Origin of the sequence: Parabacteroides caecihominis, from assembly GCF_023656785.1 — a bacterium.
Lineage (GTDB): Bacteria > Bacteroidota > Bacteroidia > Bacteroidales > Tannerellaceae > Parabacteroides > Parabacteroides segnis.
The window spans coordinates 24,091-49,440 of the sequence record NZ_JAMOKS010000034.1 but is presented as its reverse complement, the minus strand read 5'-3'; the positions used below and the strand labels follow the sequence as shown (position 1 = coordinate 49,440).

The 25,350-nt window shown below is 40.3% G+C and carries 20 protein-coding genes and 1 pseudogene; 16 read left to right on the top strand and 5 right to left on the bottom strand.

Annotated features, from left to right (window positions below):
• Positions 1–152: 152 nt before the first annotated feature.
• The 4 genes from NBH14_RS22500 to NBH14_RS22485 form a co-directional block, all read right to left on the bottom strand.
• A complete protein-coding gene (locus NBH14_RS22500) occupies positions 153–2,441 on the bottom strand; it encodes a GH92 family glycosyl hydrolase (RefSeq protein WP_186961230.1) in 2,289 nt (762 codons plus the stop codon).
• A gap of 17 nt (positions 2,442–2,458) precedes the next feature.
• The gene (locus NBH14_RS22495) at positions 2,459–4,795 is read right to left on the bottom strand and encodes a GH92 family glycosyl hydrolase (protein WP_186961229.1); all 2,337 of its coding nucleotides are present in this window, start codon (positions 4,793–4,795) and stop codon (positions 2,459–2,461) included.
• Positions 4,796–4,812: 17 nt separating this feature from the next.
• Positions 4,813–5,937, bottom strand: coding sequence for a basic secretory protein-like protein (locus tag NBH14_RS22490; RefSeq protein ID WP_186961228.1), 1,125 nt, complete (start codon positions 5,935–5,937; stop codon positions 4,813–4,815).
• Between the two features lie 280 nt (positions 5,938–6,217).
• Positions 6,218–10,249 carry a hybrid sensor histidine kinase/response regulator transcription factor gene (locus NBH14_RS22485; protein ID WP_186961227.1) on the bottom strand — a complete coding sequence of 1,344 codons (4,032 nt, stop codon included), beginning with the start codon at positions 10,247–10,249 and terminating at the stop codon, positions 6,218–6,220.
• A gap of 219 nt (positions 10,250–10,468) precedes the next feature.
• Between NBH14_RS22485 and NBH14_RS22480 the strand changes: the two genes are divergently transcribed.
• The 16 genes and pseudogenes from NBH14_RS22480 to NBH14_RS22405 form a co-directional block, all read left to right on the top strand.
• The gene (locus tag NBH14_RS22480) at positions 10,469–11,581 is read left to right on the top strand and encodes a redoxin domain-containing protein (protein WP_186961226.1); all 1,113 of its coding nucleotides are present in this window, start codon (positions 10,469–10,471) and stop codon (positions 11,579–11,581) included.
• 11 nt (positions 11,582–11,592) lie between these two features.
• Positions 11,593–12,039 (top strand): OsmC family protein, encoded by a 447-nt coding sequence (locus tag NBH14_RS22475; RefSeq protein WP_186961225.1) that lies wholly within the window; start codon positions 11,593–11,595, stop codon positions 12,037–12,039.
• Between the two features lie 124 nt (positions 12,040–12,163).
• Positions 12,164–12,856 carry an iron-sulfur cluster assembly scaffold protein gene (locus NBH14_RS22470; protein WP_186961224.1) on the top strand — a complete coding sequence of 231 codons (693 nt, stop codon included), beginning with the start codon at positions 12,164–12,166 and terminating at the stop codon, positions 12,854–12,856.
• Complete coding sequence (locus tag NBH14_RS22465; protein WP_028727525.1) at positions 12,849–13,040, top strand: hypothetical protein; 192 nt, start codon at positions 12,849–12,851, stop codon at positions 13,038–13,040. Before NBH14_RS22470 ends, NBH14_RS22465 begins: the two co-directional genes overlap by 8 nt.
• A gap of 7 nt (positions 13,041–13,047) precedes the next feature.
• On the top strand, positions 13,048–14,049 hold the full coding sequence (locus tag NBH14_RS22460) for a GGGtGRT protein (RefSeq protein WP_186961223.1): 1,002 nt from the start codon (positions 13,048–13,050) through the stop codon (positions 14,047–14,049).
• A gap of 374 nt (positions 14,050–14,423) precedes the next feature.
• Positions 14,424–15,629 (top strand): site-specific integrase, encoded by a 1,206-nt coding sequence (locus NBH14_RS22455; protein WP_186961222.1) that lies wholly within the window; start codon positions 14,424–14,426, stop codon positions 15,627–15,629.
• 115 nt (positions 15,630–15,744) lie between these two features.
• Entirely contained in the window at positions 15,745–16,545 is an 801-nt protein-coding gene (locus tag NBH14_RS22450) for a GIY-YIG nuclease family protein (RefSeq protein ID WP_250817766.1), read from the top strand.
• A gap of 93 nt (positions 16,546–16,638) precedes the next feature.
• On the top strand, positions 16,639–17,568 hold the full coding sequence (locus NBH14_RS22445) for a hypothetical protein (RefSeq protein WP_186961220.1): 930 nt from the start codon (positions 16,639–16,641) through the stop codon (positions 17,566–17,568).
• A gap of 203 nt (positions 17,569–17,771) precedes the next feature.
• Positions 17,772–18,254, top strand: coding sequence for a hypothetical protein (locus NBH14_RS22440; RefSeq protein ID WP_007658691.1), 483 nt, complete (start codon positions 17,772–17,774; stop codon positions 18,252–18,254).
• A gap of 56 nt (positions 18,255–18,310) precedes the next feature.
• The gene (locus NBH14_RS22435; protein ID WP_186961219.1) at positions 18,311–20,113 is read left to right on the top strand and encodes a DEAD/DEAH box helicase family protein; all 1,803 of its coding nucleotides are present in this window, start codon (positions 18,311–18,313) and stop codon (positions 20,111–20,113) included.
• 251 nt (positions 20,114–20,364) lie between these two features.
• Positions 20,365–20,658 (top strand): nucleotidyltransferase family protein, encoded by a 294-nt coding sequence (locus NBH14_RS22430; protein WP_010802526.1) that lies wholly within the window; start codon positions 20,365–20,367, stop codon positions 20,656–20,658.
• A complete protein-coding gene (locus tag NBH14_RS22425; protein ID WP_186961218.1) occupies positions 20,651–21,019 on the top strand; it encodes a HepT-like ribonuclease domain-containing protein in 369 nt (122 codons plus the stop codon). The genes NBH14_RS22430 and NBH14_RS22425 overlap by 8 nt, the downstream gene beginning before the upstream one ends.
• Before the next feature lie 913 nt (positions 21,020–21,932).
• On the top strand, positions 21,933–22,520 hold the full coding sequence (locus NBH14_RS22420) for a tyrosine-type recombinase/integrase (RefSeq protein ID WP_186961217.1): 588 nt from the start codon (positions 21,933–21,935) through the stop codon (positions 22,518–22,520).
• A 376-nt stretch (positions 22,521–22,896) separates the two neighbouring features.
• The gene (locus tag NBH14_RS22415; protein WP_010802518.1) at positions 22,897–23,241 is read left to right on the top strand and encodes a hypothetical protein; all 345 of its coding nucleotides are present in this window, start codon (positions 22,897–22,899) and stop codon (positions 23,239–23,241) included.
• Between the two features lie 12 nt (positions 23,242–23,253).
• Positions 23,254–24,168, top strand: a complete 915-nt coding sequence (locus NBH14_RS22410; protein ID WP_186961216.1) for a hypothetical protein — start codon at positions 23,254–23,256, stop codon at positions 24,166–24,168.
• Between the two features lie 293 nt (positions 24,169–24,461).
• Positions 24,462–24,635, top strand: a pseudogene (locus NBH14_RS22405) (GGGtGRT protein); the annotation flags it as partial.
• A 77-nt stretch (positions 24,636–24,712) separates the two neighbouring features.
• On the opposite strand, the gene NBH14_RS22400 reads toward NBH14_RS22405, so the two are convergent.
• Entirely contained in the window at positions 24,713–25,348 is a 636-nt protein-coding gene (locus tag NBH14_RS22400; protein ID WP_186961215.1) for a hypothetical protein, read from the bottom strand.
• Between the last annotated feature and the right edge of the window lie 2 nt (positions 25,349–25,350).

The window sequence follows — 25,350 nt, the reverse complement described above, 5'->3', positions numbered from 1 at the left end:
GGACGTCCTTGAAGGGGGCGAACAACAAGCTATGATTGAACCCCTTCGGGGCTCACCGGATGAGACCGGCTATATTCCCCCGGCTTCACCGGGGGCTATTCACAATTGAACCCTTCGGGTCCATAACACCGCTGATAGCTCAATTACTTCTATTATTTCTTTATCTCATTCGAGAATGAATAAGGTGCATCCTTTTCCTCTGTGCCACGGACTTTGTTCGGGGTGGCGGACATGGTGCAGTTGATCGTCATGCCACGCAACAGGTCTTCGTGGGTCAGGTAGTTGCGGGTGTAATTCTTGCCGTTTACCTTCATGGAAGAGATGTAGCGGTTGGCTGCATTGTTATTGTTGGCATTGATCACTACCTTCTTGCCGTTTTCCAGATTCAGCGTCACGCTTTTGAATAACGGAGAGCCAAGGATATACTGGTCGGTTCCCGGGCAGACCGGATAGAAACCGAGTGCAGAGAACACATACCAGGCAGAAGTCTGTCCGTTGTCCTCGTCACCGCAATAGCCGTCGGGAGTAGCGAAGTACAGCTTGTCCATCACTTCACGTACCCAATACTGCGCTTTCCAGGGTTCACCGGAGTAGTTATACATATAGATCATATGCTGAATCGGCTGGTTACCGTGGGCATAGTTACCCATATTCATGATCTGCATTTCGCGTATCTCATGGATGACACCGCCATAATAACTGTCATCGAACAAAGGCGGCACATTGAATACGGAATCCATCATCGCATTGAAACCGGACTTCCCTCCCATCAGGTCGATCAATCCCTGCGGGTCATGGAAAACAGACCAGGTATAATGCCAGCTATTTCCTTCCGTAAAGGCATCCCCCCATTTCAACGGATTGAACGGAGACTGGAATGCACCGTCTTCATTACGGCCACGCATCAGCTTGGTTTCCTTATCGAACAGGTTCTTATAGTTCATAGCATGTTTGGCAAAGACTGCTATTTCCGATTCCGGTTTACCCAGCGCTTTTCCCAGTTTATAGATAGCCCAGTCATCGTAAGCATACTCCAATGTACGGGCAGCACTTTCGTTGATCTTCACATCATAAGGCACATAACCCAGCTTATTATAATAGTCGTAACCCAGACGGCCGGTCGATTTCACTTTCGGATGGACATTGTTCGCTCCGTGTACGACAGCCTCCCAAAGGGTTTCTATATCGTAACCGCGCAGACCTTTCAGATAAGCATCGGCAACAACCGAAGCCGAATTATTCCCTACCATACAGCCACGATGGCCGGGGCTCGCCCATTCCGGCAGGAATCCGCTTTCTTTATACGTATTCACCAAACCTTCCTGCATCTTCACATTCATCGACGGATACACCAGGTTCAGGAACGGGAACAGGCAACGGAAAGTATCCCAGAAACCGGTATCGGTAAACATATAACCCGGCAATACTTCCCCGTTGTACGGACTATAATGCACAATATTCCCATTGGCATCCACTTCGTAGAAGCTGCGTGGGAAGAGGACGGAACGGTACAGGCAGGAATAGAAAGTGCGCAGTTTGTCTACATTATCGTCATTCACCCGGATACGTCCCAGTACTTCGTTCCAGGTCTTACGACCGGCATCCGCTATTTCATCGAAAGACCGTCCTCCCAACTCTTTCAGGTTCAACTCAGCCTGTTCGGGACTGATAAAAGAAGAAGCGACACGGGCATGAACAACTTCTCCGCGACGGGTTGAGAAACCGATGATGGCACCGGTATGATTTTCCTGTGCTTCCGTTTCACCCTTACGGATTTCGCTGTCGCCGACCGTTGCCTTATAAGTAAAAGGCTTATCAAACACGACAACAAAGTAGTTCTTGAAATTCTCGGGAACACCTCCGCTGTTACGGGTGGTATAACCGATGATCTTATTTTCTTCGGGAATGATCTTGATATAAGAACCACGGTCGAAAGCATCGACAATCACATACGACTTATCCGTTTCGGGAAAAGTAAAACGGAACATGGCGGCACGTTCTGTCGGAGTGATTTCCGTCACCACATCATGGTCGGCCAGGTAAACACGGTAATAATTCGGTTTTGCCACTTCCGCCTTATGGGAAAACCAGCTGGCACGCTTATCCTGGTCGAACACCACCTTGCCGGTTATCGGCATGATGGCAAACTGACCGTAATCGTTGATCCAGGGACTGGGCTGGTGTGTCTGTTTGAAACCGCGTATCTTGTCGGCATCATAGGTATAGGCCCAGCCATCTCCCATCTTTCCGGTTTGAGGCATCCAGAAATTCATACCCCACGGCATAGCAATGGCCGGATAGGTATTTCCTGTGGATAAGGATATTTTCGACTGGGAGCCGACCAGGGGATTCACGTAATCCACCAGTTCGGTCTTATCCGCAGCCTTCATCGTGAAAAGACTGCTGCAAAAGGCAATAGCCAGAATAAATAACTTCTTCATGGAATATAGAATAATGATTAGTTAGCAGATAACGAATAGGGTTTGTCGTCCCCGGTAAATACACGCTTCTTATTCGGTGAAGAGGTCATTTCGAAAGTCAACTCTCCCCCATTCATAATATCCTGTTGCGTGATATAGGCTTTTGTATACGGTTTGCCGTTCAGACGGACAGATTTGACATAGCGGTTCTTGTCGCTGACCTTATCCGCCCTGACTTCAAAAGTCTTCCCATTTTCAAGCGATACCTTCATATAAGGCAGGTAGGGAGCACCCAACACATACTGGTCGGTTCCCGGACAAACGGGATAGAATCCCATAGCCGACAGGATATACCAGGCCGACATCTGGCCGCAATCGTCGTTTCCGCACAGGCCGTCGATATTATTTCGGTACATCTTGTTCATGATTTCACGCTGCCAGTATTGGGTTTTCCAGGGTTGGGTAGTCCAGACATACAGGAACGGGATATGATGGCTCGGTTCGTTGCCATGCACATAGCCGCCTAAAAGTCCTTCTTTAGTAACATCTTCCGTTTCGGCAAAGAACTCGTCCGGCAGATGCATCGTGAACAGCGAGTCGAGTTTGGACACGAAAGACTTGTCGCCTCCCATCAATTGAATCATATTATTGACGTCCTGAGGAACATAGAAAGAATAGTTCAGGGCATTTCCTTCAATAAACCCTTCGCCATGCGTACTCAACAGGTTGAAGTTTTCTTTCCAGCGTCCGTCCGAATAACGGGGACGGGCGTAACCGATACTTGTGTCGAACACATTGATATAGTTGGCTGCCCGTTTTTTATATTGGTTTGCCACCTGGTCGTTTCCTGCCAGGCGGGCGGTATTATAAATCGTCCAGTCGTCGTAGGCATATTCCAGCGTTAAGGAACCGGCGCTTCCGTTATGGTCGAGTGCAACATATCCTTTTTCCATATATTCCTTCGTTCCGTCATAATAAGGAATAGTAGAACTGCTGACCATCGCTTGCAGGACTTCCTCCTTATCCAGAGGCAATCCTTTTGCCACGGCATCGGCCAGCACGGATACGGAATGATAACCGATCATACACCAGTTTTCATTTGCCATATGACTCCATACCGGCAACGCTTTATGCACGCTTTGTTCGCAGTGTTTCAGCATGGAACGGGCAATATCGGTATTTACCTGGCGGTTGATGATATTGAATAACGGATGCAAGGCACGGTAAGTATCCCAGACAGAGAAAACCGTGTAGTTTGTAAAATCGTCGGCCTTGTGAATATTTCCGTCCAAGCCGCGGTACTGCCCGTCGACATCGGTATAGACACACGGATTAATCATGGTATGATATAAAGAGGTATAAAGCATAGCCAGCTGGTCGTTGTTACCTTTTGCCTCTATACAGGAAAGCTCCTTGTTCCAGGTATCCGAAGCCTTTGCCGCCAATTGGTCGAAACTGTAACCGGATGCTTCCGCACGAAGATTCTTCAGGGCGCCGTCGGTACTCACACCGGAAAGGGCTACCTTGACTTCCAATTCTTTGGAGGTTGCCGGGTCGAAATCGAAATAAGCGACGATCTTCCGTCCGCCGATATCCGGGAAATTCTCTTTCATATTGAATTTGCCGTAACCGCCACGGTAATTCACTTTCGCCTTTTCCTCGCAACCATAATGAATGACAGGTTTGGAGAAAGACATCGCAAAATAGGTGTAATTGGTCCGTGCCCATCCGTTTGTTATGCGATAACCGGTAACCAACGTATCATTCTCTACGCGGATATTTGTCCACAGGACTTTTCCGTCGTAATTGTAAATACCATGAATCATATCGAGGATAATACGCTGGTTTCCGCCATCGCCGGAAAAAGTATATTTATGAACTCCCACCCGTTTGGTGGTCGTCAGTTGCGCTTTTACGCCATAATCGGACAACATGACTTCGTAATAGCCGGGACGGGATATCTCTGTGTCGTGTGAGAAACGGGAACGGTAACCGCCGTCCGGATCGGTCGCTGTTCCGGGATTCAGTTTCAGGCAGCCGGTGGCCGGCATGATCAGTATGTCACCCAGGTCGGAATGACCGGTTCCGCTGAAATGCGTATGGCTGAAACCGACGATACTGCTGTCCTTATGCTGGTATCCGGCACAATATTCATACGAACGGGGTTGATACTTGCCATCGACATTGTGCGGGATCGTGTCGGTATCCGGACTTAGCTGCACCAGCCCGAACGGCACGCAAGCCCCCGGAAACGTATGCCCCATCCCGTTTGTTCCGATGATCGGATTGACAAAGGATACTTTCTCCTGTGCCCACAGCGTTCCACCTGCCAGCGCAGCAGACAGAAATAAGGCTAAACATCTTACAGATTTCATAGGTATGTAGTATTTATTTATTCTTTTGTCAGAAACGCCTGGTATTCATTCCACATGCTTTCAATACCGGATTCTTCGCCGAAAATACACTTGATCGCCTTGTCGAAACTCCACACATCCAGGTCGCGGACGGTCAGATGGAATTTACGTATGGCATCCGGGTCTTTTGTTTTCAGCCACTGGATAAAGAAGCCGGTCGTACGGTAACCATCCATCCAGTTACCACCCGGCTTACGGGTACTCATATCGAAAAAACCGGACTCTGCCCGCACGGCATCCGCCATCCCTTCTATACAGGCCCAAAATTCTTTATTCGTCGAGTATGAACCAATCCCTTTCGGTTCGAACTGATACGCATGGACCAGCTCATGATATAAGACACCACGTGTTTCAAAGTCGAGCTTGTAAAGCGATTCGTTCGCCGACTTCTCGATATGGCGGGTACTGTATTCGATATAAATAGCCGGAGGATTCCCGGATTTGGCAGAAACGCCATCATAATCCTTCAACGTATAATGAATGGTCTGAACATCATTCATGGTATCTTTCGCCGTATAGAAAAGGATTTCCGCCACCTTGCAGGCATGATATTTCAGGTAAGCATCCGGGTCTTGTACAAGGTCTGCATAGATAGCTGCACCTTTTGTTTCCGGAGCCAATACTTCAAAGTCTACTGCGGGATATTTGAAATCTTCCCAGTCTGTAACCAGGTTCTTTTCGGAAAACAGGACATCGCCGATCACCAGCGTATCACTACCTGCCGTTTCGGCTTCCAGCATATATTGTTTATAATTGGAAGGATTGGTTATCGGACAAAGGATTTCCTGGTAACGTGAACAGAAGCGCTGGTCTTTCCGTTCGTCTACCACCACCCAGTTCTTTCCGTCGTAGGAGCCTTTCAGCACCCAGCTCGCCGGGTCATGTACAGGTGATTCGCCTGATGAATAGATTTTATAACTTTGGATAGGAATACTGTATTGAGGATCAAAAACAATCCGATTCAGTTTCCGGGTTCCTGTATAGTATGTTGTCGGGTCCCCATCCGACAACTCAGGTACATTCACCGAAACATTTTCCCGACATGCTGAAAGCAAAAAACTACCAACTACAATTACAAATATATTAATGCAACACAACTTCATAAAATTAAAACAATAAAGTATTCACTATCCAAAGTATAAAACAACTCCCTGATACACTTCCGCCTCAAATGCCAATCAAGCAAAGTGTTTCTATTCATTGTTCAAATCATTCTGTATTCATATTAAAAAGCATTATCGGGTTTCACAAATCTGAATGCAATATTACCGGATTGTTCTTTTCCCGCATTACTACTGAAAGACCAAAAGAGTGTCACAATATGCACCTGGCACATTATGACACTCTTTTGGCAAATTCGGACACAAACAGGAAATCAGCGATTTATCCCTTATTCCGGTACTCTTTAGGCGTTTGGTTGTACTTGGCAGCAAATTCCCGGTAGAAATAGGACCTGTTCGAAATGCCGACTTTATAGATAATTTCCTGTACGCTCAGATTAGTCGTCACCAATAACTGCGCAGCATAGTTAAGCCGGTAATCCTTGATAAAATCGGAAGGAGTGAGCGGAGATATCTTCTTGAAACGGCGGTAAAGCGACCGGGTATTCATGCCCATCTTTTCGGCTATCAGCTCCAGACGCAGGGTTTCCTTATCGAGATTTTCCCGGATAATGGCAGTTACGGCATCCATAAATTCTTTATCTTCCTGATGAATCAGCTGTCCGCCGGATTGTTCGTAGGCGCTCTCCGGTGAATAGTAATAATCTTTCAGTTCTTTTTTACTTGTCATCAGCCGGTTGACTACGGAGCGGAGCACCACCGCAGAAAACGGTTTAGTCAGGTAGGCATCTGCTCCCAGATCGAGTCCTTCCGCCTGGTCGTGTTCCGATATTCTGGCAGAAACGACTATCAACGGAATATGGCGGGTAAACTTATCCGATTTCACACGGCTGATCAATTCCATCCCGTCGATCTCCGGCATCATAATATCCGTAATAATAAGGGCCGGCGTTTGTTTTTCCATCAAACGGATCGCCTCTTCCACACTGTAAGCCTCCACTATCGTATAAGCCTCAGATAAAGACTCCTTAATCAACCAGACAATATCCTTATTATCGTCCACCACCAGGACACAGGGTTTATTCTCCGGAGAGACAATTCCCGGCAATCCGGTTTCATCGATGGGAGACGAAAGGACAGGTACCGTTTCCGGTTCCTCATTTTCCGGTTCGGCTTCCTCCTCCTCGGCTTCAAGGTGGGGCAAGCGGACAATAAATTCGGCAAACCGACCTTCTTCACTTTTCACCTCTATCGTGCCATGCAGGGATTGTACGATACTATGGCAGATAAACAATCCCAGTCCGTTCCTCGATGTTGTTTGCGTATAATTGTTACCCTCCAGGTCGCCCAATATACGGTAACGGTCAAAAAGAGTCTTCAGGTCTGTTTCAGATATTCCTTTGCCCGAATTATAGACACGGATTATCAAGGACTTATTTTCCGTAGTAGCCGAAATACGTATTTCTCCGGCTTCATCCGAGTATTTAAAAGCGTTGGAAATCAGATTGACCAATATCTTCTTTAACCCGGTAGGGTCTGTATTCCAGTAAAGCTGGTCCGGAAGAGACAACACGAATTTTATCCCATTCTGCTCGGCAATAGGAGTAAAAGACTCGTATTGCCTGCGGATAATATCCGGGACAGAGATGCGCCTGATACTGAAATAATTCAGCCCGGCCTCTTCTATCTTACGGAAATCCAGGATTTCCTGAATCAGTTCATTCAGGCTCGCTACGTTATCCCTCAATATGCGGATATACCTTTTCAGTTTGTTGTCGGAAGTATTTTCGGCATAGGTTTGAATATAGTCCCCTACTCCGTTGATTAAAGTCAGCGGGGTACAAAGTTCGTGGGTGATATTGGCAAAGAAGTTCAGTTTGGCTTCGTACAGCTTTTCTTTCTGTTCTTCATGGATTTTACGGGCCACCTGTTGTTGTTTTTCTGCGATGCGCCGGTTGATCCAATAAACCAGTACTCCTGCAAGAAGGATGGCCAGAAGAATATAGACTGCTATCGCCCAGGCACTGAGATACCAGGGAGGAAGTATTTTCAACGGTAAAAGATATTCCCGCGCATTGGAATCGTAAACATCGTTTTTATAACGGACTTTCAGGGTATAGTTCCCGTAAGGCAGCTTGGTAAACGATATTTCATTGTTCTTTTGTAATTCCGTCCAGGCCGTATTATAATCCTGCAACAGATAAGAATATTCATAATTGTCGCCATGAATATAGTCAGTGGCAACAAATGAAATAGTAAAAGTCGAAACGTCCGGAGGAATTGTAACAGGGCCGGGATTCGCATCCGCATAATCGTAAAGACTGATGGTTTCGTCCCCCATCTTCAACTCAAAGAAATGCAGGTCGGGACTATAGCTTTCCTGCCGGTCGTTTTGCGGGTCGATCCAGACCAGCCCATCGACGCCCCCGAAAAACAGACGTCCGGTATAAGGGCATTTCCAGTAAGCGTCGTCGGAAAATTCCGTAACCATCAGTTCCTGGCTTCCATAGTTATGGAAAAAGTTATTATGCGGGTTATATTTGGTTAGTCCCTTGTTGGAGCTCAACCAGATACATTTATCTTTATCCTCCAATATGCCATGAATCATATCGTTGCTGATGCCGTCACTCCTGTCGTACTGCCAAAACTCACATGTCCCCGATCGATCACATTTCATCCGCGTCATGCCGGAACTGGCACCCAGGTAAAAGGTCGAATCGCTGCTATAACACAGACTAAGGACATCACCGATCGCCTGATTAGCCGAATTGTTCATCGACATAAAATCATACTGTCTCGTGAGCAGGTCAAAACGAGCCATCCCATATCCTCCGCGGCTTCCCAGATACAGGGTGGATTTTCCGTCATAATACATGGAATAAAATTCGTTACATATCTTTCCGTCCTTTTCCAACAGGTAAGACTGAAGATACTTAACCGTCAGACCAGATTTATCCCGTTCCAGAACAACCTCGATCAACCCGTCGCCTGTCGTTGCCATCCAAAGTGTCGAATCATTTATCTCACAGATAGAATGAACATATCTTATACGGGTATCTATCTTGCTGGAAAGCGTATGGACTTTCTCATCCTCATAAGAATAATAGGAAAGACCGGGGCCGTCTGTACCAATCCACACCAAAGGATGATACAGGCTTTTGTAAAAACAATAGACCCGGTTGTTGGACAAGCCGTCCGCCGTTGTATAACGGGTGATCCGGTTTAGCGGAATCTCCCCTTTTGCATAGGAATCATAGTCTTTTATACGAACAAAGCCATCCCCTTTCGTTCCAAACCATAGTGTCTTATCTTCATCCGTATAAACGGAACGGACCGGATTGAGCATTACAAAAGGCAAATCTTCCAAAGCCAATCCGTCAAAACGCTCATATTTGTCGTACAACATTCTGAGTCCCTGCCCATCCGTTCCAATCCAGAGTATTTGCTGCTTTTTGTCTTTGAACATACTAAAGACACCGATATTCAGATCGACAGCTTCTTCCGGTTTATCAGGATCAAGCAACAGGCCGTTCCTGAACACCAGATACAGTTTCGACTGAAAAGAGACTACACGGGCTACCTTACCATATTTTTCCATCCATCCGGAAAGATCAGACAAGTATGTTTCTTGGTTCTCCTCCGTCCGGTACCGGTACAGTTTATTATCGGCATCGACATAATAAAGAACGCCCTCTTCATAAAAAGCCTGTTCTATCGGTTTATCATGTATCTTGTTTTCCTTTGTCTGTATGGTTACAGGCAGTTTCGAATAATCCGGAATGAGTTGCTTCAAAACCCCGTCTGACGAGAGAAGAAAAAAACGGCCTTGCTCGCCTGCAAATAATAGCCTTGCTGTTTCCGGTGTTATGTCCCGCGTATAAATGTCCTGAAAGGATGCCGTACGGGAAGTATGACAGGATATAAAATTCTTCCGGCTGACAACCAGGGTATTTTCTAAAGAATCCGTTGCTATAAGAAGGCATTCGGGATATTCTGGATATGATTCGGTCACTTTACGGTCTTTCAGCGAAAACCGGTTCAGTCCCATCGAAGTGGATACCCAGAGATACCCGGGACCGCCGTCTGAGATTTTATTGATAATGTTACTGCAAAGGGTATTCTTATTATCCGGTTCAAAACGATAGACATACGTATTTCTCCCGTTGAACAGGTTCAGGCCATCGTAAGTTCCGATCCACATATAACCGTCATCATCCTGATATATATCGATAATTGCATTATTCGACAGGTCGATATTTGCTTTATGCAGCGAAACCGACGCCTCCCCGCCTGGTAAAGCACAAAGCAAAAACAAGCAGAGTATCATCAATTTCATAAATAAAAGCCGTAGCATTGTCCGTTTGTTATTATTGGTCCGAGTCATAGTATTAATATTTGTAGAATAATCTCCCGATAACTGCCGGTAAACCCCGGTATATCGATCAGGCAACAAATATAATCCATCTTTTCGGTAATATTAGAACTTTTTAAGCCTAAAGAAATAAACTATAATTAATAAAGCGATAACTTCGCGAATCACAAGGTGATGACATCGTTTTAACACATATAATATATGAAAAAGTATCTTCCATTGGCTGCCTCCGCCCTGCTTCTTGCAGCTTGCAGCGAAAAACCGGGTTACGAAATAACCGGTACAGTTTCAAACGCCGATCTGAACGGAAACTACGTATATCTTTATGAATACGGAAAACCGGACGTTTTACCTTTCGACAGTGCGCTGGTAGAAAACAATGCATTCAAGTTCAAAGGTACCCAGAATGAATCGCAGATTACGATCATTCAGTTTTCGCCCGACGTTGTCCAGGCCGAACGCGGTATGGCAACTCCGTTCAAGACAACGTTTACACTTGAAAACGGTAAACTCACTATCAACTTGGATACCTTGTCAATCGTAACCGGCACCCCGGCCAACGATGCAGAAAAAGCAATGAAAGATAGCCTCAAACCTTTTTTTGACGAAATGGGAAAACTCGGAGATGAAATCCGTTCCGAAGACAAGGCAATTGCGGCTGCGGCTGAAAAAAAATATGATGAAATCAGCGACAAAATAACCAAAGCCGTATGCAATTACATTCTGGCTCATATGGACCAGAAAATGTCTGCCAAATATTTATACGAAAACCGTTACAACCTGAGTGAAGAGCAGCAGAACGAAATACTGTCGAAAGCCGACTCAACCTTTAAAGCACAGCCGAACATCGACAAAATGATCAGCCACCTGGATGTTCTGAAAAACGTAGCTGTCGGCAAAAAATTCACTGATTTTGAAATGGCTGACCCGAAAGGCGAAGTACATCAATTGTCTGAGTTCGTCGGTAACGGTAAAGTTGTCCTGATCGACTTCTGGGCTTCCTGGTGTCCTCCTTGCCGCAAAGAAATGCCGCATCTGGTCGAATTATATAAACAATATAAGAATAAAGGATTCGAAATTGTCGGTATCTCATTGGACAGTAAACCCGAAGCCTGGGCAAAAGGTGTAAAAGACCTGAACATTACCTGGACACAGCTTTCCGACCTGAAAGGATGGCAGAATGCCGGTGCTGCTTTATATGGCGTCAACAGCATTCCTCATACCGTACTGGTCGATAAAGACGGCACGATCATCGCCAAGAATATCCATGGTGAAGAGATAGATGCTAAATTACAGGAAGCACTAAAAAAATAAAAGAGAACGATATGTCTGCCCAAATCACTCTCGACTGGAAAAAGGATTCGACCTTTGAAACCCAGATGGATGGTCATACGGTGACAATCGATACCAGCAAAGAAGACGGCGGCACCGGTTCCGGTGTCCGCCCGAAAGCCTTGATGCTGGTTGCTATGGCCGGTTGCAGCGGTGTAGATGTGATTTCTCTTTTCAAGAAAATGAGAGTCCGTTTCGAAAAGCTGTCGATCGATGTCAAAGCAGAGACTTCCGATACCATCCCGATGCTCTACACGGCATTCGATGTCACTTATCATGTCACAGGAAATACCGATGACAGTGTCCGGATAGAAAAAGCAATCCGCCTGTCGCAGGAAAAATACTGCGGTGTGGCACTTATGATGAAAAAGATAGGTCCCATCACCTACCGTATTTTGTTAAATGGCTCCGAACTGAATATTCAGCCAACCGATAAATAACGAACTTAGCGTCTTGCATGGCTGGATTAAAAATTTTATCTTTGTGCGGTTTTTAAAGAAAGCGATATTACATAGAAATTAGCAAAAAGTTTTATTATCACTTTAATATAATAAATTAGCGATTATGATTTATTCACATGAAGTTCAACACATGTGTGTTGTAAAGAAGGGAGCCAACCATCCTTGTGCTCCGATTCCTGAAGAAGGAAAATGGGTTAGATCTACTCAGATCACTGACATCTCAGGTTTGACTCATGGTGTGGGTTGGTGTGCTCCTCAGCAAGGTGCATGTAAACTGACACTGAACGTAAAGGAAGGAATCATTCAGGAAGCATTGGTAGAAACTATCGGTTGTTCTGGTATGACTCACTCTGCTGCGATGGCATCAGAAATCCTTCCGGGCAAAACTCTTCTGGAAGCATTGAACACTGACCTTGTTTGCGACGCTATCAACACAGCTATGCGCGAATTATTCCTGCAGATCGTTTACGGACGTACACAGTCTGCTTTCTCTGAAGGCGGTCTGCCTGTCGGAGCCGGTCTGGAAGACTTAGGTAAAGGTCTGCGTAGCCAGGTTGGTACTATGTTCGGTACTTTGGCTAAGGGCGTTCGTTACCTGGAAATGGCAGAAGGTTACTGTACTCGTATGGCATTGGATGCTGACGATCAGGTTATCGGATATGAATTCATCCACCTGGGTAAATTCATGGATATGGTAAAGAAAGGTATTGATGCTAACGAAGCACTGGAAAAAGCGAAGAGTTCTTACGGTCGTTTCAAAGAAGCTGTAAAATATATCGATCCTCGTAATGAATAAGAAAACACTGACACGCGTCCTGATCGGGCTGATCATTCTGACTGTTATCGCGACGGTAATCACCTACTTCGTCATGAAGCCGGACCGTCCCTGGATGGCATTCTATATGGCCTGTTGCGGCGGTGTGCTTGTTTTCAACTTTCTAATATCTTTATTCCTGGTAAATAAGAATTTAAAAAAGTAAAAATAATATGGCTTTATTTGAAAGTTATGACCGTCGTATTGATACTATCAACGCGGTTTTAAAAGAATATGGTATCAACGGTATCGAAGATGCAAAAGCTATCTGCGACGCTAAAGGTATCGATCCTTATACAATGTGTAAGGAAACTCAACCGATCTGTTTCGAAAATGCATGTTGGGCTTACGTTGTAGGTGCTGCCATCGCTATCAAGAAAGGTTGTACAAGTGCTGCTGACGCTGCCGAAGCTATCGGTATCGGTCTGCAGGCATTCTGTATCGCTGGTTCTGTTGCTGACGACCGTAAAGTAGGTATCGGCCATGGTAACCTGGGTGCACGTCTGCTTCGCGAAGAAACAAAATGTTTCGCTTTCTTAGCTGGTCACGAATCTTTTGCTGCTGCTGAAGGTGCTATCAAGATCGCTGAAATGGCAAACAAAGTACGTAAAGAACCGCTTCGCGTTATCCTGAACGGTCTAGGTAAAGATGCCGCTATGATCATTTCTCGTATCAACGGCTTTACTTATGTTCAGACTCAGTTCGATTACCTGACAGGCGATTTGAACGTAATCAAAGAATATCCGTATTCAACAGGTCTTCGTGCAAAAGTAAAATGCTACGGTTGCGACGACGTTCGTGAAGGTGTTGCTGTAATGCGTGCTGAAGGTGTTGACGTATCTATCACAGGTAACTCAACTAACCCGACTCGTTTCCAGCACCCGGTAGCTGGTACATACAAGAAAGAATGTATGGAAAACGGCCACAAGTATTTCTCTGTTGCTTCAGGTGGTGGTACAGGTCGTACACTGCACCCGGACAACATGGCAGCCGGCCCAGCTTCATACGGTATGACAGACACAATGGGCCGTATGCACGGTGACGCTCAGTTCGCTGGTTCTTCATCTGTTCCTGCTCACGTAGAAATGATGGGATTCTTGGGTATGGGTAATAACCCGATGGTAGGTGCTACTGTTGCTGTAGCTGTTGCTATTGAGGAAGCTATGAGGAAGTAATTAGATTATTACTGATATATAAACTCCTGTAATCGTTACGGTTGCAGGAGTTTTTTGTTTATGGAAACACATCTACTATCGCTTCTTCTTGGTTAATTGAATACTTCTTTTTACAACAATACTTCTTTGTAAAGATATTGAGATTGATTATAAAAACGCTCAAAATCTCTTCTAAAAATCGTTTTTTAATAGCAGAAAGATAAAGGTTTATTTCTGCTGAAATAGATAATAACAGGAGATATTTTGCAGCCAATTTACAGCCATTTATCTAAAAACAAAAAATGGCCGCAAATCAAACAATAGCAATCTAATATACAGCAATATACATATTTTTAAAAGAGCTTCTAAATGTCTAATTTTAAAAATTAAACAAAATGATTAGAAGTTCATTTTCAATTCTCTTTTTTATAAGAGAAAACAGAGTCAGAAAAGATGGTACAACAATTATTGAAGTATTAATCACAGTAAATGGAGAAAGAAGCGGTTTTTCTACAGGCAAAAAAGTCAAAGTTGCATATTGGGATAAGATTAAGCAACAAGTAAAAGGAAAGGATGAAGAAGCTAAAAGTCTCAACAACTATCTGAAAGCAGTAAAAGCCAAACTTTATCAGAAAGAAGCTGAACTGTTAGATAGAGGTTTTATCATTACTGCCAAACTTTTGTATGAGGCTTATCAAGAAAAGATCGAATCGCTAAAAGAAAAAAGTTTGTTTGAAGTCTTTGCTGAACATAATCAAGAGCAGCAAAAGTTAATTGGCAACGGAGTTTCTAAAGCAACCCATTGGATTTCTGAATATACAGTCAGATTACTTAAAGAGTTCATGCTGCAGAAATACAAAAGGGAAGATATGTATTTACGTGAACTCAATTTAAACTTCATACAGTCGTTTCATTCATTTTTGAGAATAGAGAAGGGTATGTGCCAGAACTCATCTACAAAACATTTGAAGCTACTAAAAAAGATTATCAATCTGGCAGTTGCAAATTCGTACATATCTTTCAATCCATTTACCACATACAAAGTAGAACGAGAGCCTGTTGAAATTGACTTTTTGGACGAAGAAGAGCTTAGAAGAATTATTAATTTTGATACTCCTTTGCCCCGATTGGAAAAAGCCAGAGATATGTTTCTATTTGGATGCTTCACAGGTTTAAGTTACATAGATGTGAAAACACTCACCACCGCACACTTTGAAAAAGATCAGAATGGAAGAACTTGGATCAAAAAACGAAGGATAAAAACAGGCGTTCTTTCCAGAATCCCATTATTACCAATGGCAAAAATGATTTTAGAGAAATATAAAGGTGGTGACAAGTTATTACCAATTCAAGATCCAGCAGATATAAATAAGTATCTGAAAGACATTGCAATACTTTGTAATATTAATAAGCGAATAACCTATCACACAAGTCGTCATACATTTGCCAGTACGGTTACACTTGCAAATAACATTTCTCTGGAAGTCGTTTCAAAAATGTTAGGACATACAAATACCCGTATGACCACTCATTATGCAAAACTGGTGGATGAAACTATTGCTAAACAGATGGATCAACTTACTGATATTTTCAACGAATAAGACAGCGCAGAAAGAGTAATACAAATTTATCTGGATAGCTTTGGCAATGATCAGATGGATAATGCGATAAAGAACCTTCTTTAAACTAAAAATAATCCTATTTGCAACAGTGTAAATGGGATTATTTTTATCTTTACAATCACAAAATTATAAAGATATGCCAAATCAGCAACAATATATAGATGACTATTTGAGATTTATGTCTTATGAAGATATAAAACGTTTGGCAAAAGAAGATATTTGCATAAATAATGTAATTAGAGGTATTTGTGATAAATCGTATGGAGTATTTGTTTCTTCAAATAAATATTACCTCAGTTATATTTTCTATAATTTAGCCAAAGATGAAGTAGAAGGTTTTTATGTTGAACTTGGTTATAAAGAAGTACTTTCCGCAGAGAAAATATTAGCTTTTGCTAAAGTCGTCTCACAATTAGGCAATGACAATGTTATTGATATTCACAATGTCTTTTGTCTTCATTTACGTTCTGCATTAGAAAAAGAAGGTGTAATGACAATTAGTAGCGAAGATATTCCATACAATAAATCAGTCACAATAATAGCTAAAACATCAATTGCATTTATTCCGATGATACAGAAAAAATCTTTTTATAAAAGTTTTTTTTCAAACATATCCATTGAAAGTGGAGATACAAAAGAAAATAAAGTCTATTTAATGTATGATTTTAAAACAGATCAATGCAAAATTGGCTATTCCAAAAATCCTTTACGGCGAGAGAGAACTTTACAGAGTGAAAAGCCTACTATCGAACTTTTGGCCTATTGGACTGTTCCAAAGAGCATTGAAAAGGAATTACATATAAAATTTGCATCTAAACGAACACGGGGTGAATGGTTTTATTTAGATTTTAATGATTTTGAATATATAAAACAATATATGCAACAGTATATGTAATTTCCTTGTAATATGAGCCTTCTACCTATAATTCTACCAGATTTCAGACGAGTTGAACCGTTAATGATAAAATACTATGGTTTCAACCGATATATGTTGCGCCATGAAGTAGATGCATTACATCAAGCACATAAATATAAACTGGATGATTTCACAGATGGTAAAGACTTATCACCATATAAAATAGAAAGCTCCCTGATGCATGAACCTATTGGAGCGACAGCATTTGATGTTGAACGATATACTCCCAAAGAGAAAGATGAATTTATAAACCATCAAGCTGTCATATTTGATTCCAATTCTACATTATACATATCCGTTTCAAATGACAAGCTAGTAGACAATATACTAACACTTGCTGATAATTTCGGTTTAATGCAGGACATTAACGATGATGTAATGTATGTACTTTTATGGATGGCTGCTATTTATGATAAATATAAACATAATCGTTTCGTACATTCTGACGATATTGAAAACAGCTATGGTTCGTTAGCCTATGCCAAATACGTACGTCCAGAAATGTTACAACTGTATGAATTTCTGAAAACAAGCAAATTAACCAATTTGCAGATCAAAAGCCCCAACAGTTCTGTTACAATACCCAATTCGGAAGCATGGTTGACAACTCTGTTAGAGGACTATCTGGATATATACTTAGGAGTAAACGATCTGGAAGAAGCACAAAATGAACTTAAATTCACCTATGGTAAAAAGTCTGGTAGAAAGTTTGATGATCCTGCTTTCAACATTATGACGATGGGCACATTCAATATACTGCAACATTCCAGTATCGCATCAACCAAAGCAGGTACAATCACAAATCAGCAGTGTGAGTTCATTCTTGAATACCTTGATATATTGGACTTTTTCAAAAATGATGATAAGAAAAATGATATGAACTACATACGCTCCATTATATCTATAATGAAGAAACAAAACTTTACTCCAAAATGGGATTATCTGCTTAACTTCACACTTAAACGCTCACCTAATAATCCAACAGAAAGTTACTATTGGTAATTTTCTAATACGCAAAACCATTTAAAGGATTAAACCACAACCACATAAAGAATACTCCATCAAGTTACGTTTATTGTTTATACCACAGGCCTCGCCAAAATTCGATATTTGCAGTGTAATCAACAACGAGAGGTGCACATCTCGATAGTTGGTTTCCTGAAATCCCGAACAGAAAAGAGGGAAATATTAAAATAAAAAGAATTATGACAACACTAAACATTACATTTGAAAGTAAAGCAGTAAAAAACTATGACAACAGCGGTGCACATGAAGCTGCAAAACTGATTATGAAGAAATATGAAAATCTAAGTGTTAAGTTCAAAACAGATAAAGACAACTATCCTTATGCTTGGTTGGAATCTAAAAGTATGGCAGGCTTTAAGCTTCGTTTAAATCAAGCAGAACTAACTTGGATTATGAAATATTTGAAAGAGGGTGAAACAGAAGATTTTGGAACTAAGCCTGAAAACGTTGAAGCTTACAAAGAAGATGATGATAATGATTTTCAACTTCAAATATTCAAACAATTAATTGAAAGCGGTAAAGTACTCCAATTCGTTCCTACATTCCGTGAAACAAATGGTTATATCAGTGCTACTTCTTCTTATATGAAAGGAAAAATCTTTTTCAGACTTGAAAGAACAGATAGTTTGGTTGAATACTTACAGGAAAAAGAATTAATCTAATTATTAACCCATAAAGAGGAAGTGCAAAAGCTTCCTCTTTTAAAACTTATACTACAATGAACACAATAAATATTCAGATAAATAAAAATAAAGAAGGTAAAACTCAATATCTTACAGAAGTCCTTCCACAAATACCAACTAACGTAATCTTATACAAAACACTTACAGGTTTGGGAGCCACTTACGGAGAGTTAAAGGCAGACCGTAATTCCATCATTATCGAACCGAATGTACCTGTTATCGTTGGCAAATGCAATGATCCCAAACATAAAGAGGATAACCTGTTTGGAGTTTACGAAGGTGTTTATACGGAAGATGTCATTAAGTATCTGGAAAAATCAGCAGATAAGAAAACAAAAATCCTGACTACTCCCGAAAGTTTTCACAAAGTGAAAGACGCTTTTGAAGCAATGGACATGGATATATACGGTACATGTTTTCTTTTGTTCGATGAATGTCATAAGATCGTGAAAGATGCAGATTACAGATCGGATATAACTCTTCCATTTGATGATTTCTTCTTATTCAATGAAAAGGCTTTGGTATCTGCAACTCCCATTTCCTTCAGTGATCCCCGTTTTGAAAGACAGAGTTTCCAAGTTGTTAAAATCAGGCCAACATTCGAATGCAAGTTCCCTATTAGATTGATCCATACAAACAACGTATTGGAGCAGTTGAAAAGGACACTTGAGAAACTGGATGCCACTAGCATTTGTTTCTTTATCAACTCTACGGATATGATCTATTCCTTTATCAAACAATTGGATATTGAAAATGAATCGACTGTATTTTGCGCAAAGAAGAGTGTGGACAAACTGAAAAATAAGCATTTCAAATATGCATTCGAGCAATGGAACGAATCCAGAATGAAGAAATACAACTTCTTCACTAGTCGTTTCTACAATGCGTTGGATATTGAACTGGATATAAAACCAACTGTCATAATGATTTCTGATGTATATTTTGCTGAATATTCAATGATTGATCCACATACAGATGCTATACAAGCTATTGGAAGATTCAGAAACGGTATTGATAAAGTATATCATATCTTCAATACAAATATTAATTTACCTATCAGGACAAGGAAAGAAATCAATATATATATGCAAGCAAGCGAAGAAGTCTATAAAACACTAAAGACATTTTACGACTGTGCTACTTCCAAAGAAGCAAGAAACGCCTATCGTGAAGCATTGAATATTTTACCATACAATAAAATACTAGATAAAGAAGGACAGAAGAACTTCTTTGCTATCGACAACTATCTTGATGAAGCTCTATTGAAATCCAGTTACAATAGCAAAGAAGGGGTATTCAATAACTACAAAAGTAACCCGCTATTTGATACGGAAGTCCAATCTGGCTATTATCCATACGGTGATTTTGAACGACTGAAAAAGAACTCTCAATATTCTTCATTAAAAGAGAAACGCAAGGAAATTGTTCGTCAACTTGAATTATTAAAAGGAGACAATGAAACAGAACTGATCCGTGATTATAAAAAAGAATTGCGTCTTGCTGATCAATTTATTTATGATGCATACGAAACTATCGGAAAGGAGATGATCGAATCCCTCAATTATTCCGAAAAACGAATAAAAGAGGCTATGATTATGAAGCAATACAGGGAGAGAACCGAAGGAACAGAGTTTATCCAGTTAATAAAGAACTCCTTCAAGGTGGGACAAAGATATACGATGAAGTATATCAAAGAGGAATTAACCCGCATTTATGCACTTACCGGAGTGAGACCTCAAAAAGTAATCACGGGACAATCCATAAAAGAGTTTTTCTATGTACAGGAGGTTAACACTGGTGGAAGCCGTAAATTTTTATTAGTTGAGTCGAAGATATGACAGTGCAACATTTTTGAGAGAATAACGATTTTATAGACCCTGTTCAAAAAATGTTGCGTGATTTCCCAGAAACATACTTCAACTTTGAAAATAAATCCTTTGGTCACTAGACTAGAGGATTTTTTCATTTATAACCATTTAAAGAAGAAATGCCAACTTTAATCTGGTGTATTCTCTTTAAATGGTTTAACCTTCTGTCGTTTGATTTTGCCACATGAATGTGTATCTTTGTTGCAAACAAATAAAAAAAGATGAAATCAACAACTGAATACATAAATCTATTACGGGATTATATGACGAAGAATGCTTCCAAATACAGCATTATCCGTATGGGAATATTCGGTTCTGTTGCCAGAGGCGAGCAAACGGAAGACAGCGATGTGGATGTTTATTTGGAAACCTCAAAGCCCAATATGTTCGCTTTAGTGCATATAAAAGAAGATTTGCAAGCTTTATTTGGCTGTAATGTTGATATTGTCCGATTACGTGATCACATGGATTCCTTTTTGAGAAACAGGATTGAGAAGGAGGGTATTTATGTGTGATAAGGAGTTGCTTCGTTCGTCTTTACAAAAGATAGAAATAGCTGTTGGTAGAATATTGGAAAGATCACAAACGATACTCTCTCCAGATGATTTTTTAAATACCCCTAGCGGTGTTGAAAGAATGGAAAGTATTTGTATGTTACTGATAGCCATAGGTGAAAGCGTTAAGCGAATTGATAAAGAAACCAATAAACAGCTATTATCCAACTACTCAGAGATAGATTGGAAAGGTGTAATGGGGATGAGAGATATTATTGCTCACCATTATTTTGACATTGATGCGGAAGTTGTTTTTGATGTAATGAAAAATAACCTGCCAGCCGTAAAAGAAGCTATTGATAAAATGATATCCGATTTGTAATACTTTATACATTATTATATATAGATTTATCTTAAAAGATATAACCTTCTATAAACACAAAATGGATGCTTTGTTAGGTCAAAGCATCCATTATACACACAATTATGAATAAGCCGAATCAATTCAGAATATATTTCATTGAAGCATATACAAAGTTACCAAAAACAGAAGCCAAAAGAAAATGAATCTTCTTCAATCTGGATTATGAATGTAAGAGAGACTTACAGCTTTAAAATTAGCCTCAACCCTTAACTCATATATGTTATACGCGCTAGAGTGCTGTATAACTTATTCCCCCTACCCATCACTAAAAGAAAACTAAATTGTTTCGCACAGTGCAGTACACAAAAACGATTTCTATCTCTCTGGTATCACCAGGGTTAATCAGTATTGAAATTATCTTTTAGGAGAAAGAGATTTCTAGCCTAATCCTTTTTGATACAGTTAGCTATTTATCTGGCTTTCTTCATTTACATGGTTTGATACTTGATATACAGGCTATATAAAATTGAAGAAAAACACTATCACGCAAATACAAATTCAAAAATCATACTACAATGGAAGAAAAATTAAAAGTCTGTGAGGTGAAACTTACTTACAAATCAAAGATTCGAAGGTTAAAACGGGTATATAATTTAGAAAGGAGGGAAATATGTCTATGATATATTTAATTCTAATGGCATTAGGTATATACTTAGCTGCCGTTGTTTTTACTCCTTTAGTTCCTGTGTTCCTGATTCTATTGGTAATTTATGAATCCATGAAAAGATTTAGACACGATTAAGATCAAAAAGAATGTTCACTTATTATAGAAGTGAATGTTCTTTTGATTTTCAATCAGTTACCATTTAAAGAGAAAAACAAAGACGCAAAAACAATCACTTTTATTGATAATCAATTAAAACTGAATATTATGAGTTTGAAATATAGTTCTACAACTGCGGATTATATGCAATGGGATGAAATGACGAATCTGGTTAGACGATTGAGTAAAGACGGAGATTATAAGATGTCATTACTTATTGCTGTTGGTTGTTTCTGGGGTTTGAGGATTTCTGATATTTTATCGTTACACTGGGAGACTATTCTTTACATGGATGAATTTACCGTACTGGAAAAGAAAACAGGAAAGACGAGAACGATCCGTATTAATCCTCAACTTAAGAGACATATTGCAGAATGTTACGAACAAATAAAGCCTGTCAGTATCAAGTCCCCAATTTTGGTAAGTCAGAAAGGCACAATATTCTCTATACAGCGGATAAATGTACTGTTGAAAGAGATCAAAGCCAGATACAAGCTAAAGGTTCAGAATTTCAGTTGTCACAGTTTGCGAAAAACATTTGGCAGGCAGGTGTACAATCAAAATTCAGAGAATGCAGAGTTGGCATTGGTGAAACTCATGGAGTTGTTTAATCATTCCAGTGTTGCAATTACAAAGCGGTATCTAGGATTGAGACAGGAAGAAATATTGCAGGCTTATGATAGTCTATCCTTTTAAATGGAAAATATTTCTGTCTCAACCATTAAAAAGCAAAATGCTTTTCGTACATTTGTGGCAATCTCATGCGCCTAAAGCGATAGGAATGTATGAGAGGACATACGTTTAACGAAAGGTGTTATTGAAATTATCTTCTATTGACAAATTCTCGCAAAATTTGAAAGTAGTATGAAGGTGATAGCAATAGCACCCGCATCATTTGTATTAAACTTACCTGTGAGGGTAACTTATATACGAAACTGGTGTGGGTTGCTGTTGCTTTATCCATACTACAGGCAATGCGAGAAGCCAGTCAATAGGATAAAGCAAATACAGTTCCCACACCTTTTATTTTATAATCTTTCCAGAGGGAACAGGGAAGGTAAAATTATATGTTATGAATGCACAAACAAATGCTTTACTTAGTCAGATCGTAAGTATCTGTAACCGATTCAAAATTCCATATATGCCAATGGAAAGTAATGTAACAGATTGTAGTACATTGCCATTTACTTGTTCATATATGAAAATCTTTTATTTTCAAAACACACAATTAGGACATAAAGACTTACATTTCTACTTGGATAAAGAAACTGATTACAAACTTATTGCAGTTCGTATAGTCAAACCTACAACAAAAATGTTTGAAATGATGGAGAAATTAGGTCAATTCTATGGTATGTCTTACAAAAAGATTGAGAAAGATCCTTTAGAATACGATCATTATTTTATTTATTTCTAATACAATACTAAAATGAAGAAAATATTATTGTTTATGTGCATTCTATGCACTATGAGTAGTTGTGGAAGTGATGACCCTGTGATTGACGATCCGATTAATCCAGAGCAACCAGAAAATCCAAATGAACCAGACATTCAAATTAAACGAATTAAGTCAATGACTGTTTACTATCCTGGCGATGATTATCTAACAGAGCAAACATTATCTTATGATGATAAAGGTAGAATTAACAAGATTGAAACCTATATCAGTGATAGTTACAGTGATAATTTCATTACTTCTATCAGTTATGATAATAATCAGATAGTAAGTATTACTAAAAACAATTGTAAACATTCAAATCCAACAGATTGGAATTGTGATTATGGAGGACATTCTTGTTCTTATAATGTACAAAATACAATGAATAATCAGGGATTGATTTCTGAAGTTGCATATTTTTATAAGGACATAACGACTAATGAACAGGATCAAGTAGATGAAGGTTCTTTTAGTTATAAAAATGGATATTTAGATAGTTCTAATTTTGACGGAGATAACGTCAAGTATGTTTATGCAAATAATGATTTAATTAGTTTCATCTACAATTATTCAGATGGTTATAGCAGTACTAATTACATTTCATATACAAAATATGAAAATAAGCTAGGAATATCACCACTTCTTCTAACAGAAGATTATCGCTTCATAGATATGGATATAGAAGCTGATTATTATACGTTTGGAATTTTCTTTGGTTATTATAGTGGATGGTATGGAAAGGCATCTAAGTATTTAGAGAAAAAAGTAGGAAGTTGCCACTTTGAATATGAATTTGATAAAGATGGTTATCCAGTAAAAATTGTAAGTAAAGATTTTGATGAGAATGGTCAATATGACGAAGATAGTGATGAGTCATTTACAGTCAATATTGTATATCAAGAATAACCCAGAAAGACACGGATTTGAATATAGCCATACAACTTATTTAAATTCGTGTCTTACTTTTCTTCTTTAAATGGTATAATATTATAATATAGACAATTAACTAATTTATTAATCAATGGCTTGTGTAAATCAGATAGAGTATAAGAAATAAAGTGATTGTAGCTTATTCACAGCCATTCATGATAAAACGGAAATAATAATAAAAACGGAGTTCTTTTAATTATTGATATATTACTGTTTAACAACATCTTACAAACGAAACAAAGTTTTCAAAAGGAGTTATATAACAAGAATCTTATGGTATGACGGACACAATGGGCCGTATGCACGGTGACGCTCAGTTCGCTGGTTCTTCATCCGTTCCTGCTCACGTAGAAATGATGGGATTCCTGGGTATGGGTAACAACCCGATGGTAGGTGCTACGGTTGCTGTTGCTGTTGCTATTGAGGAAGCTATGAGGAAGTAAGTAAAACTTCATATAAGGAAAGCTCCTGCAATCACCGACTGCAGGAGCTTTTTATTTTTATCAGGATAGCTAAAGACTTATTGTCTCCGTCCCCCATTCCTTCCGTTTGTATTTGATCTGTCATTTGTTTTTGACTCATTATTTGTTGGATTTCTATACTGCTCCGTACGGTTACTTGTTCCGCTATTCGACGGTCGGGTAACTTCCGCGGGTTTTGTCTGCGGACGATTGGTTTCCGGACGGCTTGGCCTATTCGATTCGGGACGATTCGAGCCAGGTCTGTTTGACTCCGGACGACTTGGTCGATTGGACTCCGGGCGATTCGAGCCGGGACGATTTGGCTTGTTCGGACGGTTCGGGTGATGATGGTCCGGAGGGTAAATATAAATAGGACGGCCATAATCCGGGAATATCATCGGAGGAGCTACCGGTGGAATATAGGTTACATCGTCATACAAATATTCATATCCTGTCAGATAGTTATCCCAGAACTCCAATGCATACACTTCATCACGTGCTGTCCGATATTCCAAAACTTCCTGCACATAACCATCTTTCTTGTTTACAGCCAATACCCGGTTGGGAGGCCCCATCAGGTTCTCCACCTCGGTAACGGTCATGCCTGTGGTCAACATACCCAAATCCAGGTATTTATATGCTCCGCAAGCTACCAACAAAAAAGAGGCCAGTATGAACAAACTTATTTTCTTCATAA